This is a genomic window from Parahoeflea alexandrii, assembly GCF_027214025.1.
Taxonomy (GTDB): Bacteria; Pseudomonadota; Alphaproteobacteria; order Rhizobiales; family Rhizobiaceae; genus Hoeflea; species Hoeflea alexandrii_A.
In genome coordinates this window covers 1,044,469-1,061,314 of the sequence record NZ_JAPWHB010000001.1, presented here as the reverse complement: position 1 = coordinate 1,061,314, position 16,846 = coordinate 1,044,469, and the positions used below count along the sequence as shown (strand labels likewise).

Annotated in this window: 13 protein-coding genes; 8 read left to right on the top strand and 5 right to left on the bottom strand. The window is 63.9% G+C overall.

Features of this window, described 5'->3' with window-relative positions; all coding sequences use genetic code 11:
- Window positions 1-564 carry a hypothetical protein gene (locus O4H62_RS05260; protein ID WP_269386068.1) on the top strand — a complete coding sequence of 188 codons (564 nt, stop codon included), beginning with the start codon at window positions 1-3 and terminating at the stop codon, window positions 562-564.
- A gap of 31 nt (window positions 565-595) precedes the next feature.
- Here O4H62_RS05260 and O4H62_RS05255 read toward each other — a convergent pair whose 3' ends face one another.
- On the bottom strand, window positions 596-1,285 hold the full coding sequence (locus O4H62_RS05255) for an HAD family hydrolase (protein WP_269386067.1): 690 nt from the start codon (window positions 1,283-1,285) through the stop codon (window positions 596-598).
- A gap of 331 nt (window positions 1,286-1,616) precedes the next feature.
- Between O4H62_RS05255 and O4H62_RS05250 the strand changes: the two genes are divergently transcribed.
- The gene (locus O4H62_RS05250) at window positions 1,617-2,750 is read left to right on the top strand and encodes a site-specific DNA-methyltransferase (RefSeq protein ID WP_269386066.1); all 1,134 of its coding nucleotides are present in this window, start codon (window positions 1,617-1,619) and stop codon (window positions 2,748-2,750) included.
- A 141-nt stretch (window positions 2,751-2,891) separates the two neighbouring features.
- On the opposite strand, the gene O4H62_RS05245 is transcribed toward O4H62_RS05250, so the two are convergent.
- From O4H62_RS05245 to O4H62_RS05235, 3 genes are all read right to left on the bottom strand, one after another.
- Entirely contained in the window at window positions 2,892-3,524 is a 633-nt protein-coding gene (locus tag O4H62_RS05245) for an HAD family hydrolase (protein ID WP_269386065.1), read from the bottom strand.
- Window positions 3,521-4,618, bottom strand: coding sequence for an A/G-specific adenine glycosylase (gene mutY / locus O4H62_RS05240; protein WP_430538375.1), 1,098 nt, complete (start codon window positions 4,616-4,618; stop codon window positions 3,521-3,523). The genes O4H62_RS05245 and mutY overlap by 4 nt, the downstream gene beginning before the upstream one ends.
- Window positions 4,619-4,868: 250 nt before the next feature.
- The gene (locus O4H62_RS05235) at window positions 4,869-5,051 is read right to left on the bottom strand and encodes a PLDc N-terminal domain-containing protein (RefSeq protein WP_269386063.1); all 183 of its coding nucleotides are present in this window, start codon (window positions 5,049-5,051) and stop codon (window positions 4,869-4,871) included.
- A 304-nt stretch (window positions 5,052-5,355) separates the two neighbouring features.
- Between O4H62_RS05235 and O4H62_RS05230 the strand changes: the two genes are divergently transcribed.
- The 5 genes from O4H62_RS05230 (at window position 5,356) to O4H62_RS05210 (ending at window position 12,371) form a co-directional block, all read left to right on the top strand.
- Complete coding sequence (locus O4H62_RS05230) at window positions 5,356-5,865, top strand: DUF721 domain-containing protein (protein WP_269386062.1); 510 nt, start codon at window positions 5,356-5,358, stop codon at window positions 5,863-5,865.
- A gap of 199 nt (window positions 5,866-6,064) precedes the next feature.
- A complete protein-coding gene (locus O4H62_RS05225) occupies window positions 6,065-6,817 on the top strand; it encodes a DsbA family protein (protein ID WP_269386061.1) in 753 nt (250 codons plus the stop codon).
- Window positions 6,818-6,913: 96 nt separating this feature from the next.
- Window positions 6,914-10,378 carry a chromosome segregation protein SMC gene (gene smc, locus O4H62_RS05220; protein ID WP_269386060.1) on the top strand — a complete coding sequence of 1,155 codons (3,465 nt, stop codon included), beginning with the start codon at window positions 6,914-6,916 and terminating at the stop codon, window positions 10,376-10,378.
- Between the two features lie 311 nt (window positions 10,379-10,689).
- Window positions 10,690-10,965 (top strand): hypothetical protein, encoded by a 276-nt coding sequence (locus O4H62_RS05215; protein ID WP_269386059.1) that lies wholly within the window; start codon window positions 10,690-10,692, stop codon window positions 10,963-10,965.
- A 581-nt stretch (window positions 10,966-11,546) separates the two neighbouring features.
- Window positions 11,547-12,371, top strand: a complete 825-nt coding sequence (locus O4H62_RS05210; RefSeq protein ID WP_269386058.1) for an alpha/beta fold hydrolase — start codon at window positions 11,547-11,549, stop codon at window positions 12,369-12,371.
- Between the two features lie 37 nt (window positions 12,372-12,408).
- On the opposite strand, the gene O4H62_RS05205 is transcribed toward O4H62_RS05210, so the two are convergent.
- Window positions 12,409-13,551, bottom strand: coding sequence for a DegT/DnrJ/EryC1/StrS family aminotransferase (locus O4H62_RS05205; RefSeq protein ID WP_269386057.1), 1,143 nt, complete (start codon window positions 13,549-13,551; stop codon window positions 12,409-12,411).
- Between the two features lie 457 nt (window positions 13,552-14,008).
- Here O4H62_RS05205 and ppdK point away from each other — a divergent pair, with 457 nt between their 5' ends.
- Window positions 14,009-16,681, top strand: coding sequence for a pyruvate, phosphate dikinase (gene ppdK, locus O4H62_RS05200; protein ID WP_269386056.1), 2,673 nt, complete (start codon window positions 14,009-14,011; stop codon window positions 16,679-16,681).
- Window positions 16,682-16,846 lie beyond the last annotated feature (165 nt).

The following is a 16,846-nucleotide window of genomic DNA, read 5'->3' as shown; positions in this document are numbered from 1 at the left end:
GTGTCACAAAGTTTGTTGCGTTTCGCCCCGGTCCTGATCAGCGCTGCGCTGATTGCCGGCTGCACCTCCGCCGATCCCCGTTCGGTGCTCAGTCCAAACCGTTCCGACCAGCCGGCGGCGGTCGATGCGACCCTGGGTGCAGAAGTGGTGCAGGGCGCCTGCCCGGCAGTGTTGCTGCGCGAAGGCACCGCTTACTATACCACCTACGCCAAAGGCGGAGACGGTGATCCGGCCAAGGTAATCCATCAGGCGTCGATCACCGACAGGACACGGCAATGCCGGGTCAGCGGCGACCAGATGATTGTCACGGTCGTTGTGACCGGACGCGTCGTCGGCGGTCCGCAGGCCAAGAGCGGCGAGGTCGGTCTGCCGCTCCGCGTGGTTGCGCTCGATGGCGAGACGGTTCTCTATTCCGAACTGCAGAAACAGCCGGTCAACATCACCGCGGGCGGCCCGGCTGAACAGTTCATCTACACCAATGCCGCCGTGACCTTCCCGGTCAGCGCATCCCGCTCGGTCAAGCTCTATGCCGGCTTCGATCCGGGACCGTACAACACGCCCTGACACTTACGGCCGCGATGAACGGCAAACCGACTCAGAGCAGTTCGGACCAGCCCGCCAGCGCTTCCACGGTGGCGGGAAGATCGGCCATCCGGCTGATCACGGTTTCCGCGCCCGCTTCGGTCAGCTTGTCGGCATGACCAGGGTAGCTGTGCGATCCGCCGGTAAACCCGACGACCCGCATGCCGGCGGCGATTGCCGCATGGATGCCATGCACCGAATCCTCGATCACCAGCACATTGGCGGGCTTTGCATCGAACTGTTTAGCGCCGTGAAGAAACACGTCCGGCGCAGGCTTGGTGCGGCCTTCGCCCAAATCCTTCGCCGAATAGACATGCGCGCCGAACAGCCGGTCGAGCCCGGTGCGCGCGAGCATCGCCTTGAGCCGGTGGGATGACGAGTTCGAGCAGATGCAGCGCTTGCCACCGATCCGCGCGATTGCCTGCGCTGCTCCCTCGATCGCCTGGACTTCCTTGCCGAGCTTCTTGTCGAGGAGCGATTCCGAGGCGTCGAGCAGCGTCGCCGAGAACGGAATGCTGGCTTCCCGCTCGACCTCGAACAGGATGTCCTTCCAGGTCAGGCCGGCAAAGCGTTCGGCCAGTTCCTCGGCGCTGATCGGGTAGCCCGCATCGGTCAGAAGCTTGGATTCCACCTGCGCCGCGATGATCTCGCTGTCGACCAGCACGCCGTCGCAATCAAAGATGATGAGGTCGAAACCGGCCATGGAAGTGTTCCTGTCCTTGGGAAAGGCGGGGAGGGGGAAAAGTGCCACCGCACCTACAGCATGCCAGGATGACAGGCAAGTGAAGGATGCCCCTGGAGCGCGACGGTGTCGTGCCGGCGGCTTTGCCCCGCTGGACGCCTGCGAGAGCGGGCGAACAGCCGGTCAGGCGCGCAAACAAGCTTGGTCACGCGCGGGGGCAGACCATCGAAAGTGCTGTTTTTGCAGGAGGGACCGGACCGGACCGGAACCGCGCTCCCGCCATTCACCAGATGTTTACCCTGTTCGGTAACCATAAGGCTCAGTTGTTGCGTAAGTGTACTGTGAGTATCAAATGGCCCGACCTGTCTCGCTTTCCGGAATTTCCGCCGTCAATGCCACGCGTCAGTCCTGGCTCGACACCATCATCAAGGGTGATTGTGTTGCAGCGCTCGAGGCGCTCCCCGCAAACTCCGTCGACGTGATCTTCGCCGACCCGCCCTACAACCTCCAGCTTGGCGGCGATCTCGCCCGTCCGGACCAGTCGATGGTCGACGCTGTCAACGATCACTGGGACCAGTTCGAGAGCTTCGCCGCCTACGACGCCTTTACCCGCGCCTGGCTTCTCGCCTGCCGCCGGGTGCTCAAACCCAACGGCACCATCTGGGTGATCGGCTCCTATCACAACATCTTCCGCGTCGGCACCCAGCTGCAGGATCTCGGCTTCTGGCTTTTGAACGATGTCGTCTGGCGCAAGACCAACCCGATGCCGAATTTCCGCGGCCGCCGGTTCCAGAACGCGCACGAGACCATGATCTGGGCCTCGCGCGACCAGAACGCCAAGAGCTACACCTTCAATTACGAAGCCATGAAGGCGGCCAATGACGACGTGCAGATGCGCTCTGACTGGCTGTTTCCGATCTGCACCGGCGCCGAACGGCTCAAGGGCGAGGACGGCAAGAAGGTGCATCCGACCCAGAAGCCCGAGGCGCTGCTGGCGCGCGTGCTGATGGCTTCCTCCAAGCCCGGCGACGTGGTGCTTGACCCGTTCTTCGGCTCCGGTACCACCGGCGCGGTCGCCCGTCGTCTCGGACGTCATTTCGTCGGCATCGAGCGCGAGCAGGACTATATCGACGCGGCCCGCGCCCGCATCGACGCCGTCGAGCCGCTGGGCAAGAACGAACTCACCGTCATGACGGGAAAACGCGCCGAGCCGCGTGTGGCCTTCAACGTGCTGATCGAGGCCGGCCATGTCAAACCCGGTGATGTGCTGTTTGATGCCAAGCGCAGGCACCAGGCGATCGTCCGCGCCGATGGTACGCTGGTCGCCAATGGCCAGGCCGGTTCGATCCACAAGGTCGGTGCGCTGGTGCAGGGTTTTGATGCCTGCAACGGCTGGACCTTCTGGCACGTCGAAACCGCCGACGGCCTCAAGCTGATCGATGATTTCCGCGCCGCGATCCGCGAGGAAATGGCGCGCGCCGGATAGGCTCCGGCAACGAGATCCGGCGGGCGTCAAGTACCTTCAGTCCCCGCCGGTCATGCAGCGCCCGGGATGTGTCGCACATCCCGGGCGTCCGTTCTTTGCGGGCTGCGGTTGAAACAGCCCGCGCCGAGCCACGCTCCGGGATCAGATCACGTTCAGCGCCCTGAGGTCACCGCGCAGTTTCTCCGCGCCAGTGAAATGCACCGCCTGCCAGCCCGCCGCGATGGCGCCTTCGACATTCTTCTCGCTGTCGTCGATGAACAGGCATCCGGCCGGATCGAGGTCGAAACTCGCCACATGGGTGTCGTAGATCTCCCGGTCCGGCTTGATCATGCCGATCTCGCCTGAAACGGTGACGCCGCGCGGAACCTTGAGAAACGGAAACCGTTCCTGGGCTTCCTTGAACGTGTCGGCGGCGAAATTGGTCAGCATCGTCACGTCGCGGCCCTGCTGGATCAGGTCGAGCATGATGTCGACGCTGTCGTCATAGGCATGGCTGACCATCTCGTGCCAGTGCAGCCGGAAGGCGCGGATCAGGTCGGCTTGGCCCGGAAATTGGTCGATCAGCAGCGCCTCGGCCTCGGCCCAGCTGCGGCCGCGGTCCTGTTCCAGGTTCCATTCGTGGGTGCAGACATTGGTGAAGAAAGCATTGCGCTCTGCCTCGTCCGGGATCAGCCGGCTGAACGGAATGTTCGGGTCGTAATGGATCAGCACCTTGCCGATATCGAACACGATGTGGCTGACTGGCCGCCCCACCGATTGGTTTGTCTCGCTCATGACTTGCCTTTTCTGAACAATGCGGGGTAGGCGGCGCCAAGCGCCTTTTTCATCACGGTGGGCAACGCTTCGCCGGGCAGCGAATCGCTGTCACTCCACCAGCCCTCATGGTCGGGGATGGCGGTGACAACCGCATGAAAAACCTCAAGCCGCAATTCAAAATGTGTAAACACATGTGAAATGACGCCCTTGCTGCGCCAGCCGGCCTCGAACGGGGCGGATTTCGCTCCGGTCTCGCCGTCGGCGCGCACCGTCCAGTTGGTGGTCGGCACCCCGGTCATGCCGCCGAGCAGCCCCTTGTCCGGTCGTTTGACCAGCAGCACCGCGCCATCGCCGCGTTCGGCCACGAAGGCGGCGCCGAGGCGCACCGGTTTGGTCTTCTTCGGAAGCTTGACCGGGAACTGCTCCTGCCGTCCGGACTTTCTTGCCTGGCAGTCCGCGCTGAGCGGACACAGCGCGCAGGCCGGCCGCCGGGGTGTGCAGATCGTGGCGCCAAGATCCATCAGCGCCTGGGCGAAGTCGCCGGGCCGGCCGGCGGGCGTGGCTTCCCCGACAAGATCACGTATTTCCCCCTTGGCCGAGGGCAGGGGTGTTTCGATCTCGAACAGCCGTGTGAACACCCGCTCGATATTGCCGTCGACAACTGCGGCGGGCCGGTCGAATGCAATCGCCGCGATCGCTGCTGCCGTGTAAGGGCCGACGCCGGGCAGGCTCAGCAGGCCTTCCTCGGTGTCGGGAAACCGGCCGCCATGGTCCTGGGCCACCACGTCGGCGCAGCGTTTGAGATTGCGGGCGCGGGAATAGTATCCGAGCCCGGCCCAGGCCTTCATCACGTCTTCCGTTTCCGCCGCCGCCAGATCCGCAACGGTCGGCCAACGCGTCACGAAGGCGGCAAAATAGGGTTTGACCGCCTGAACGGTGGTTTGCTGCAGCATGATTTCCGAAAGCCACACAAGGTAGGGATCGGTCACGACGCCCTGCGCGCGCTCATCCGGGCTGATCCGCCAGGGCAGGGCACGGGCATGCCGGTCATACCAGGCAAGCAGCGGGGTGGCGATCCCGGGCGCGGTCTTGGGCAGCTTTGTGGATGACATTGAACTCATGGAACGGTGTGGGGGCGGGAACGTGAGATAGCGCGCCGAATGGCTTACACAAGCCCGGATCATGTCGTGCATATCACTCGTGCGCAATCCACAGGAATGGTTTTCCCGCCGTCCCAGGCGTTGTCCGTTTTCCCGGAGTGTTTCATCCGGTGTCCGTCTCCCCTATGCGCAAGCGCGGACCAACGACATTCGACCGGCCCCGATTGAGCGGTGCCGGTCGAATGTTGTGTGCATGGGGCTGTTACAGCCTGTTGCGTCCGGCCAGCAGCCAGATCAGCAGGCCGATCACCGGCAGGAGCAGGATGACCAGGATCCAGACCAGCTTGGTGGCGGTGGAACCGCCGCCCTTGACGATCTGCAGGATCGCCCAGATATCGAGGATCAAAATGATGATGCCCAGTATGCCGCTATATTCAAAACCCATGTCAATTTCTCCAAGTATGGTCGCGGTATGGTCGCGCCGGATTGAAGCCGGGATAGAAGTGTTGTGTCTGGAAAACTGTCCGCAGCCGAAAAGGTTCCATCAGTTGGACAAGATTAGGCCGCATGATCGCCGTTTGATCGCGATATCGCACCGCGACTGCTCGGCCGAAGCTGGTTCTGATCGGTACGGTCTTCCGTCAGGCAAAGCGCCGTGCTTTCAATAGGCGCTTTTTCGCGCTATCCCGTTCGTCAGAGTAAAGCCTGCCCGGCACTGCGCCGGCTGGCAAGCGAGCAGAGGCAGAGTCTTGGCTAAACCGTTCACCCGCAAGGGCAGCGTCCAGATCGCCGAAATCGCCAACGGCCTGATCGATCCGATCCTGGCCAAGCGCGCCGGCATCAACACGCTGCTGCTTGGCTCCTGGGACGAGATTGCCGGAGAACAGTTTGCCGGCTGTTCCCGGCCCGAGCGCATCCGCTGGCCGCGCCAGGACGGACCGGATGAAACCGGCGGCGGTTTCGCGCCGGGCCTGTTGACCGTCGCCTGCGAAGGCGCGCGGGCGCTGTTTCTCATGCATCAGGAGGCGGAGCTGATTTCGCGGGTCAACAGCTTCTTTGGCTTCCGCGCGATCTCCCAGATCCGCATCGTTCAGAAGGCAGTCAATATCCCGGCCCGCAAGCCAAAGGCGCGGCCGCTGGACGCGCGGGAAAAAAGCCGCCTTGCCTCGATGCTGGCCGGCGTCGAAGACCCTCGCCTGCGCGAAGCGCTCGAGCGGCTGGGCACCGGTGTCATCGGCCGCTCGCCAAGGCAGCGGTAGCACGGCCGATCTCGCCGCTTCGGCTGCTGATCACGCCTGCGTGATCATCTTGCACTTGTTTGGTCACATTTGACGTTATAGGACTTGGAGCAGGACTGGCGTCCGGCACTTGTGAGCTGGCGCCGGGCGTTCGCGCGGCATTTGCGTATCTGTCTTGCGGGCGTTGATGGCCACAATTTCCACAGAATGGGTGACTTGCATGTTCCGTTTGACCTCCCGACTGACCGCTGCCGCGAGTGTGTCGCTGCTCGCACTGACCCTTACGGCTTGCTCGGACTCGTCGGAGCAGACACCGCAGGCCAGCGACACTTCGTCCGCAGCCGTGTCAACCGAGACCGCCGCGGCAGGCGTGTCGGCGGAAACCACCGCTTCCACATCGGCGGTCGAAGCCCCCAAGCCCGATGGCGAAGTCGACATGGCCAAGCTGATGGAACCGGGCCCGCTCAAGGAAATGACGATGGGCGATGAAAACGCTCCCGTCACCATCGTCGAATACATGTCGATGACCTGCCCGCATTGCGCTTCGTTCCATGAAGACAATTTCAAGCCGCTGGTCGAGAAATACGTCGACACCGGCAAGGTACGGTTCGTGCTGCGCGAGTTTCCGTTCGATCCGCGCGCCGCAGCCGCCATCATGCTGGCCCGCTGCGCCCCTGAAAACCAGTTTTTCCCGATGGTCGACGTGCTGTTCAAGCAGCAACGGACCTGGGCGACAGCGCCCGATGGCCGCGAAGCACTGCTGCAAATTGCCCGTTTGGCAGGTTTTACACAGGAGTCCTTTGAAGCTTGCTTGACGAACCAGAAACTTCTGGACGATGTGAATGCTGTAAGAACCAAGGCCGGAAACGAGTTTGGCGTGCAGTCCACGCCAACGTTCTTCGTCAATGGCAAGCGGTATCCGGGGAATATGTCGATTGACATCATGTCGGCGATCATCGACCCGCTCCTCTAGGCGGGCAAGGCCCAGCACTCCCTTGTGGATCGACCGCAAGGGATGCTTTGGTGCGCCGATGAATGCCCCTGATGCGCATGACCGGGAGGCCCGGCCATGAAGTTTACCAAGCTTAGGGTCCTGGGCTTCAAGTCCTTCGTCGAACCGACAGAATTCGTTATCGAGCGCGGCCTGACCGGCGTGGTCGGGCCCAATGGCTGCGGCAAGTCCAACCTTGTCGAGGCCATGCGCTGGGTGATGGGCGAGAACTCCTACAAGAACATGCGCGCCTCGGGCATGGACGACGTGATTTTCTCCGGTTCCGGCAACCGTCCGGCCCGCAACACTGCCGAAGTCGGCCTCTACCTCGACAATTCCGACCGCACCGCGCCCGCCGCCTTCAACGATTCCGACGAGATCCAGGTCACCCGGCGCATCGAGCGTGAATCCGGCTCCGTCTACCGCATCAACGGCAAGGAAGCCCGCGCCAAGGATGTGCAGCTGCTGTTTGCCGACGCCTCGACCGGCGCCCGTTCGCCCTCGATGGTCGGGCAGGGCCGCATCGGGGAGCTGATCCAGGCCAAGCCGCAGGCGCGCCGGCAATTGCTCGAAGAAGCGGCCGGCATTTCCGGCCTGCACTCCCGCCGCCACGAGGCCGAACTCAGGCTGCGCGCCGCCGAGACCAATCTCGAACGTCTTGACGACGTCACCTCCGAGCTTGAATCCCAGGTCGAAAGCCTCAAGCGCCAGGCCCGGCAGGCCAACCGCTTCAAGATCCTCTCCGCCGAAGTCCGGCAGGCTGAGGCGACGCTTCTGCATCTGAGGTGGTCGCTCGCCAAGGGCCAGGAAGGCGAGGCCGAAAGCGCGCTCGCCCAGGCCACGTCGCAGGTCGCCGAACTGGCCCAGGCGCAGATGGAGGCCGCCAAGAACCAGGCCATCGCCTCGCTCAAACTGCCCGAGCTGCGCGAAGCCGAGGCAGCCGCGGCGGCCGCCCTGCAGCGGCTGCAGATTGCCCGCACCCAGATCGACGAGGAAGCCGAACGCATTGCCCGCCGCCGCGAGGAACTGGATCGCCGCATGGCACAGCTCAAGGCCGACATCGAGCGCGAGGAGCGCCTGATTGCCGACAATGCCGGCATCATGCAGCGGCTCTCCGACGAGGAGGCCGAACTGAAGGCAGCGCTCGAAGGCAGCGGCGAACGCTCAGCAGCCCTGAAAGCCGCCTTCGAGGCAGCCCAGGCAAAGCTTGCCGAAAGCGAGACCTCGCTCGGCGTGATCACCGCCGAGCGCGCCGAAGCCGCCGCCGAACGCACCCAGCTCGAGCGTGTCATCCGCGAGGCCGGGGAACGCAAGGCGCGGCTCGATCGCCAGATCGCCAGCCAGGATGCGGATCTGGCATCCATTGCCGAGCGCATCGCGGGCCTTCCCGATCCGGTTGCCAAGCGCCGCGACAGCGAGATGGCCGAAAAGGCGCTTGCAGATGCCGAGAAGGCGCTTGCCGAAATCGAGACGGCGCTCGAAGCCGCGCGCGCAGCCGAAGCCGCAGCCCGCCAGCCGGTGACCGAGGCCAAGGCCCGGCTCAACGCCATCGAGACCGAGGCCAAGACCATTGCCCGCATGCTCAATGCCGGCCAGGGTTCGGACTTGTTCCCGCCGGTGGTCGAGCAGATCAAGGTCGACCGTGGCTACGAGACAGCACTTGGCGCGGCACTCGGCGACGATCTCGACCTGCCGCTCGATCCGGCGGCTCCCGCCCACTGGGCAAAGATGTCCCCTCCAGACGGGGACGCGGCGCTTCCCGATGGCGTCACGCCGCTGTCGACCCATGTGCGGGCGCCTGAGGAGCTTGCGCGCCGGCTTGCCCATATCGGGCTGGTGGCCGATGCGGATCACGGCAGGGCGCTGCACGGATCGCTCAAGCCCGGCCAGCGGCTGGTCACCCGCGATGGCGCCGTTTTCCGCTGGGACGGCTATGTCGCCTCCGCCGATGCGCCGACGCCCGCCGCACTCAGGCTCGAGCAGAAGAACCGTCTGGCCGACCTCAACGAGGAGGCCGTCGAGGCCACCAAGGTGCTGCGCCAGGTCGAGGAGACGCTCACTCAAAGCGAGGCCGCGGTCGTTGCCCGCGTCAACGAGAGCCGGGCGGCGCGCGACCTGATCCGCGACGCCAGCAAGAATGTCAGCCGCGCCCGCGATGAACTGGCGAGCGCCGAACGCGCATCAGGCGAACTCTCCAACCGCCGCGCGGTGCTGACCGAATCCCGCGCCCAGGTCGGCGCGCAACTGGCCGAGACGGTCGAGGCGCTGGAGCAGACCGAGCTTTCGCTCAAGGCCTGTCCGGATCTGGCCGGGCTTGACGCCGCGCTCACCCAGATCAACGCCCAGGTCGCCACCGATCGCGGTGGTCTGGCCGAAGCCCGCGCCGCCCATGAAGGGCTGGAGCGCGAAAACGCTGCCCGCGCCCGCCGGCTCGAGGCGATTGCTAGCGAACGGGCCAACTGGCTTGAGCGCGCCGCCAACGCCGAGAACCATCTCGCAGCCCTTGCCGCCCGCTCGAGCGAAGCCGCAGCCGAAGTCGCCGGCATCGCCGAGGCGCCCGATGAAATTGCCGCCCGCCGCCGCCAGCTGATGAACCAGCTCAGCGAAGCCGAGAAGCGCCGCCAGGAAGCCGCCGACGCGCTGGCGCTTGCCGAGACCAAATCACGGGAGGCCGACAAGATCGCCACCGAAGCGATCGGCGCGCTGTCGCAGGGCCGGGAGGCGCGCGGCCGCGCCGAGGAACGGCTGATGGCCGCCAGGGAACGGCGCGAGGAAGGCGAGGCCCGCATCCGCGAGGCGCTCAATTGCGAGCCGCATCTGGCCATGCGCCAGACCGGACTGGCCGCCGATGCGCCGCTGCCCGATCCGGCCCAGGTCGAGCGCAACCTCGAACGCCTCAAGATCGAGAGGGAACGGCTGGGCGCGGTCAACCTGCGCGCCGAGGAAGAGCAGACCGAACTCTCCGACCGTCTCAATCTGATCGTCACCGAGCGCGAGGACATCATCGACGCGATCAAGAAGCTGCGCGCCGGGATCCAGAGCCTCAACAAGGAAGGCCGCGATCGTCTTCTCGTCGCCTTCGACATCGTCAACGCCCAGTTCCAGCGGCTGTTCACCCACCTCTTCGGCGGCGGTACGGCGGAACTGCAATTGATTGAATCCGACGATCCGCTCGAGGCCGGCCTCGAGATCCTTGCCCGTCCGCCCGGCAAGAAGCCTCAGACCATGACGCTGCTCTCTGGCGGTGAACAGGCGCTGACCGCCATGGCGCTGATCTTCGCGGTGTTCCTCACCAATCCGGCGCCGATCTGCGTGCTCGACGAGGTCGACGCCCCGCTCGACGACCACAATGTCGAGCGCTACTGCAACCTGATGGACGAGATGGCCGCCTCGACCGAGACCCGCTTCGTCATCATCACCCACAACCCGATCACCATGGCCCGCATGAACCGCCTGTTCGGCGTTACCATGGCGGAACAGGGGGTAAGCCAGCTGGTCTCGGTCGATCTGCAGACCGCCGAGCAGTTGCGCGACGCGGGGTAGGGGCTTTGGGCGACATAGTCCTGCCAGTGGAGATCGCTTGAATTGGGCTGGCCGATGGGCCCCCACAACACCCCATGGCTGGTTGGGTATGATGCGTAGAGTACCGTACGTAGATCAAACCAGGGGGGTATAGGCGCCTGGTTCATGTGCCGGGCCTGTGGTGGAAGCGTTGAGATAACGCCCAGCCAAATCAAAACAAGTTATGATTAGCCGTTGCATGCGCTTGAAAGGTGGCGGGAGCGGTGAGGTTGGTCGTTGACAAAAAACAGTAATGATTCAATCATCAGCAGACATTATGTTGAGGGGTAATCATGGGTATTTCAAGGTATATTCTAGCCGCGACCCTTGTTCTCGGGCTGTCTTCCTCCGCCTACGCGCAAAGCTGCACAGTGCAGTGCCAGAATGCGCAGGGGAAACTGGTTGGAGCGAAGTTCAAGACAAAGAGTAATAGCGGCAATGGCTGTGTTTTCAGCGGCAAGAAAAATGTGAAAAGCAAATGCGATGGAAACGGTCGCGTGACCTACGGGAAGTGCTTTGGGGTCATCGTTGGCAACAAGGTGAAGGAATCGAAGATGACCGGGTGCTGATCATTCCATCAGCATCTGAGCAGATGAAACTCTTCATCCGCACCCTTGGGATCGAACGAGCCACATTGAAGATTGGAATGGCCGATATCCCCTGCAATCTCACCCGGTATGTCGGGCACCAGGAGCGAAGCGTGTCCGCATAACGCTGAACTGGGCCTTTCGCGCTCTGGACTGCGTCGCGCGAGGCTAACGGCGTTCGCGCCGCGCCGCCTGACGCTCCTTGCCAGATCACGAAATCCCTGCGTTCAAACGATTCCATCTAAAGATGATAGGCTCCAGTCTGCGTCGATCTGATGATGATCCAGCAGTCGCGCGAAGCGGATTAAGGCGGAGCTCCAGGGTCGGTCATTGACAATTCGCCGCTGGCGGTCTGATTGACGCTTGTTGTCCCGTTGCCGATACTCGTTTGCCGGATACGAGGTTTTCAGCCGTGAATCGCCGGAAGTGGGTTTTGTTTGATGTTTGTTTTATTCTGGTTGTTGATCAGTGTGTTTGCGCTTCTGGTCGCCTGTTGGCTTTGGACCCGGAAGCTTGCCGCGAGTGCAGAGAAAACGGTCCCGCCTGCAGGTCAGTTCCTGCCGGTGCGCGGTGGTAAGATCCATTACACTGATCAAGGATCGCGCGACGGCCAGGCAGTGGTGCTGATCCACGGCTTGGCAGGCACCATGCACAATTGCACCTATGCGCTGGCTGAGCAGCTGTCGTCCGAGTTCAGGGTGATCGCTATCGACCGTCCCGGCTCGGGATACTCGACACGCGACCGTGACGTTCTCGCGGCCTTGCCCGCCCAGGCCAGCATGATCGGAGAATTCCTCGACAAGCTTGGCGTCGAGAAGCCGGTTCTTGTCGGTCATTCGCTCGGTGGTGCGCTGTCTCTGGCAATGGCGCTCGAGCGCCGGGACGGGATCGGGGCGCTGGCGCTTCTGTGTCCGCTGACTGCATTCATCCCCGCTCCGCCGGCGGTGTTCAAGCCGTTGGTGGTCCGCTCCGCATTCCTGCGCCGGCTGATCGGGCACACCGTGGCGGCACCGGTTGCCAAACTGACAAGTGACACGGTCGTCGCCCAGGTCTTCGCGCCGGAAAAAGCCCCGGCCGACTTCATGACGAGGGGAGGCGGCATTCTGGGTTTGCGACCGTCGTCCTTCATAGGCGCCTCGACGGATCTTGAAGGCGTGTCGTCATCGATGCCCGGCCAAGTGGAACGTTACGCGGACGAACTGAAGGTTCCCGGTGGCATCCTGTTCGGGGCGAATGACCGGCTGTTGTCACCGGATCTGCACGGACGTTCGATGCAGGCTTATGGCTTGCAATACGAGGAATTGCCGGGCCGCGGCCACATGATACCGGTCACCGCTCCCGAAGCGTGCGCCGATTTCATCAGGCGCATGGCAGCGCTGGCTCGATAACTTGCCACTGGCGTGCAGCCACCAGCGCCGGCCGGCCTTACAACGCCGAAACCAGCGCCTCGACCACCCGGTCCTGGGTTTCCTCGTCGAGATAGGGGTGCATCGGCAGGCTGAGAACGGAGCCTGCGAGCATGTCCGTGACCGGAAGTGAGCCGCCGGCAACGCCGTAGTGGCTGTAGGCGTCCTGGCGGTGCAGCGGCTTGGAATAGTAGACCGCCGTCGGAATGCCTTCATCCTTCATGCCTGCCTGTATCGCCGCGCGGTCGGCGCCTTCGGGCAGCTTGATCGTGTATTGTGCCCAGACCGACTGCAGCCCGCTTGGAACCTTCGGTGTCGCCACGCGGCCTTCCAGCAATGAGGTGTACCGGGCGGCAATCCGGTTGCGCGCCTCGATCTCGTCATCGAAGATCGCCAGTTTCTCGATCAGGATCGCCGCCTGCATCGTGTCGATCCGGCCGGTCATGCCGATCCGCACGTTGTCGTACTGGTTTTCGCCCTTGCCGTGAAACAGGATCGAGCGCAGCGTCGCTGCAAGCTCGGCGTCCTCGGTGAAGAGCGCGCCGCCATCGCCATAGGCGCCGAGCGGCTTGGCCGGGAAGAAGCTGGTGGCCGTCGCCATCGCCAGCGTGCCGACCCGGCGGTTGTGGTATCGCGCGCCGTAGCCTTGCGCGGCATCGCCCAGCACCCAGAGGCCTTCGCGGGCGGCGATCCTCGACACCGCGTCATAATCGGCGGGAAGTCCGAACAGATCGACCGGGATGATGCCGACCGGCTCCTGTCCAGCCTCTCTGGCCGATGCAATGGCGATTTCGAGCGAGGCGGGGTCCATGTTGAACGTGTCCGCGTCGACATCGACGAACCAGACATGCGCCCCGAGCCAGGCCACCACTTCGGCCGTCGCAACGAAGGTGAACGCCGGGCAGAAGATCGCCTGGCCCGGCCGCACGTTCTTGGCCATCAGCACCATTGCTAGCGCATCGGTGCCCGAGGAGCAGGCGATCGCATGCTGCGCGCCGCAATGGGTTGCCAGTTGCGCCTCGAACGCGGCGACTTCCGGGCCCATGATGAACTGCCCGTGGTCCAGAACCCGGGCGATCGCCGCATCGATGCGGTCACGGATGCGCGCCTTCTGGGCGCCTAGATCGACAAAGGGAACGGGTGCGCGGGATGCAGACGACATGCTTGCGTGCCTCCGGACTCAAACGGACAGAGAATTCGGCCGCGAGTCCCGTTTCGGCCGGATTTTCCAACCCTGTTAATGCGGTGTTGCGGCCGGGTCCATAGATCATTCTCCGGCCCGGCGTGGATTGTGCCGCTGTTACAATCACTTTGCGTTGCCTTTGGTGATGCGCCGTGAGAGCCGATTCGGGCCGGTAATGGCGGGAAAACCGCTGCAAGCCGGCATTTTGCCGCTCTGCGTCACCTGCGCAACACTGCGGGCATCTTCCTTGTCGGTTGGATCGATTTAGTCGCCGCTTGGGCCAAATTGCGCATTGTATTTCGCTCGCCATACGCTTAGCACCCCAAGCAAGGTTATTGAAAACAGCGTCTTGCCGGATCGCCAGCCGCCCGGGTCCCCCGGGAGAGGAAGCAGTCGCCGGCGGCGGTGCGGGTTGCTGACGAGGGAAGGTCGAGTGATGACGAAGTGGGTCTACACTTTTGGAGACGGGCAGGCCGAAGGCTCCGCCGCGGATCGCAATCTGTTGGGCGGCAAGGGCGCCAATCTTGCCGAAATGTGCAATCTCGGCCTCCCGGTACCTCCGGGCCTGACGATCACCACCGATGCCTGCGTCTGGTACTACGACAATGGCCGCAAGATGCCTGACGGGCTTGAGGCAGCGGTCACCGATGCACTGGTCAAGGTCGGCGCCATTGCCGGGCGCGCTTTCGGCGATCCGGAAAAGCCGTTGCTGCTCTCGGTCCGGTCAGGCGCCCGCGCCTCGATGCCCGGCATGATGGACACGGTGCTCAATCTCGGCCTCAACGACGATACCGTTCTCGCCGTCGCCCGCGATTCCGGCGACGAGCGCTTCGCCTTCGACAGCTATCGCCGCTTCATCCAGATGTATGCCGACGTGGTCATGGGACTCGATCACGAGGTCTTCGAGGAAATCCTCGAGGACGAGAAGGCGCGTCTCGGTCATGAACTCGACACCGATGTCAGCGCCGGCGAGTGGCGCGAGATCATTGCCCGCTACATGGCAACCATTGAGGAAGAACTCGGCATTCCTTTCCCGCAGGACCCGCACCAGCAGCTCTGGGGCGCGATCGGCGCCGTCTTTGCCAGCTGGATGAACGCCCGCGCCATCACCTATCGGCAACTGCACGATATTCCGGCGTCCTGGGGCACCGCCGTCAATGTCCAGGCCATGGTGTTCGGCAATCTTGGCGACCAGTCCGCCACCGGCGTGGCGTTTACCCGCAATCCCTCGACCGGAGCCAAGGAGCTCTATGGCGAGTTTCTCGTCAATGCCCAGGGCGAGGACGTGGTCGCCGGCATCCGCACGCCGCAATCGATCACCGAAGCCGCGCGCATCGAGGCGGGTTCCGACCGGCCTTCGCTGGAAAAGCTGATGCCGGATGCGTTTGCGGAATTTCTCGCCATCTGCGACCGGCTCGAGAAGCACTATCGCGATATGCAGGATCTGGAATTCACCATCCAGGCCGGCAAGCTGTGGATGCTGCAGACAAGGTCGGGCAAGCGCACCGCCAAGGCGGCGCTGAAGATCGCCGTCGACATGGCCGGCGAAGGACTGATTTTCCGCGAGGAAGCGGTCATGCGCATTGACCCTGCCTCGCTCGACCAGCTGCTGCACCCGACCATCGATCCGCATGCCAAGCGCGACATCATCGGCTCCGGCCTGCCGGCGTCTCCGGGGGCCGCGACAGGCGAGATCGTCTTCACCTCGGAAGAAGCCGTTGAGGCCGCCAAGACTGGACGCAAGGTCATCCTGGTGCGGGTGGAAACCAGCCCCGAGGATATCCACGGCATGCATGCGGCGGAAGGCATTCTCACGTCGCGCGGCGGCATGACCAGCCACGCCGCCGTTGTCGCCCGCGGCATGGGAACGCCATGCGTTTCCGGCGCCGGCGGTCTGCGCATCGACGCGCGCAACGGCACGCTGGTCTCGCTCGGCGCCACCCTGAAGGGCGGCGACGTGATCACGCTTGATGGCTCCACCGGCCAGGTGCTGAAGGGCGCGGTGGCCATGCTGCAGCCGGAGCTTTCCGGTGATTTCGGCCTGATCATGGAATGGGCCGACGCCACGCGGCGCATGAAGGTACGCACCAACGCCGAAACCCCGGCAGACGCCCGCGCCGCGCGCTCTTTTGGCGCGGAAGGCATCGGCCTGTGCCGCACCGAGCACATGTTCTTTGACGGCGACCGCATCACCGCCATGCGCGAGATGATCCTCGCCGGCTCCGAGGGCGGCCGCCGCACGGCGCTGGCCAAGCTGCTGCCGATGCAGCGCTCGGACTTCATCGAGCTGTTCGAGATCATGAAGGGCCTGCCGGTCACCATCCGCCTGCTCGATCCTCCGCTGCACGAGTTCCTGCCCAAGACCGACGAGGAAATCGCCGAGGTTGCAGGCGTCATCGGGGTCTCGGTCGAAAAGCTCAGCCAGCGCGTCGACGAACTGCACGAATTCAACCCGATGCTTGGCCATCGCGGCTGCCGCCTGGCGATCTCCTACCCCGAGATTGCCGAGATGCAGGCCCGCGCCATCTTCGAGGCCGCCGTCGAGGCGGCGAAATCCACCGGCGCCCCGGTGGTTCCCGAAGTCATGGTGCCGCTCGTTGGCCTGCGCGAGGAGCTCGATTTCGTCAAGGCGCGGATCGATGCCGTTGCCCGCGAAGTGATCGGCGAGGCCGGTGTCGACATCACCTATCTCGTCGGCACCATGATCGAGCTGCCGCGCGCCGCCATCCGCGCCCATGCCATTGCCGAAGTGGCCGAGTTCTTCTCCTTCGGCACCAACGACCTGACCCAGACCACCTTCGGCATCTCGCGCGACGATGCGTCGTCCTTCCTGATGACCTATCAGCAGAAGGGCATCATCGAGCAGGATCCCTTCGTCACGCTTGATATCGACGGGGTCGGCGAACTGGTGCGCATCGCCTCCGACAAGGGCAGGGCGACCCGGCCCGACATCAAGCTCGGCATATGCGGCGAACACGGCGGCGACCCGGCCTCGGTGCGCTTCTGCGAACAGATCGGTCTCGACTATGTCAGCTGCTCTCCGTTCCGCGTGCCGATCGCCCGGCTCGCGGCGGCGCAGGCGGCGATCGCCAAGACGCGCACAGCCTGATGCCTGAACCTCTGGAAAGGGGTTCAAGGCAGCGATAAATCGCTGCCGGAGATTCCGGTTCCAAGATTCCGGGGTGTGGGAGAAGAAAAAACCATTCCTGGGGTCCGGGCTGTAAGTCCGGACCCTCTCACCGGTCCCGATGGATTGTATTTTGCAGATACATTT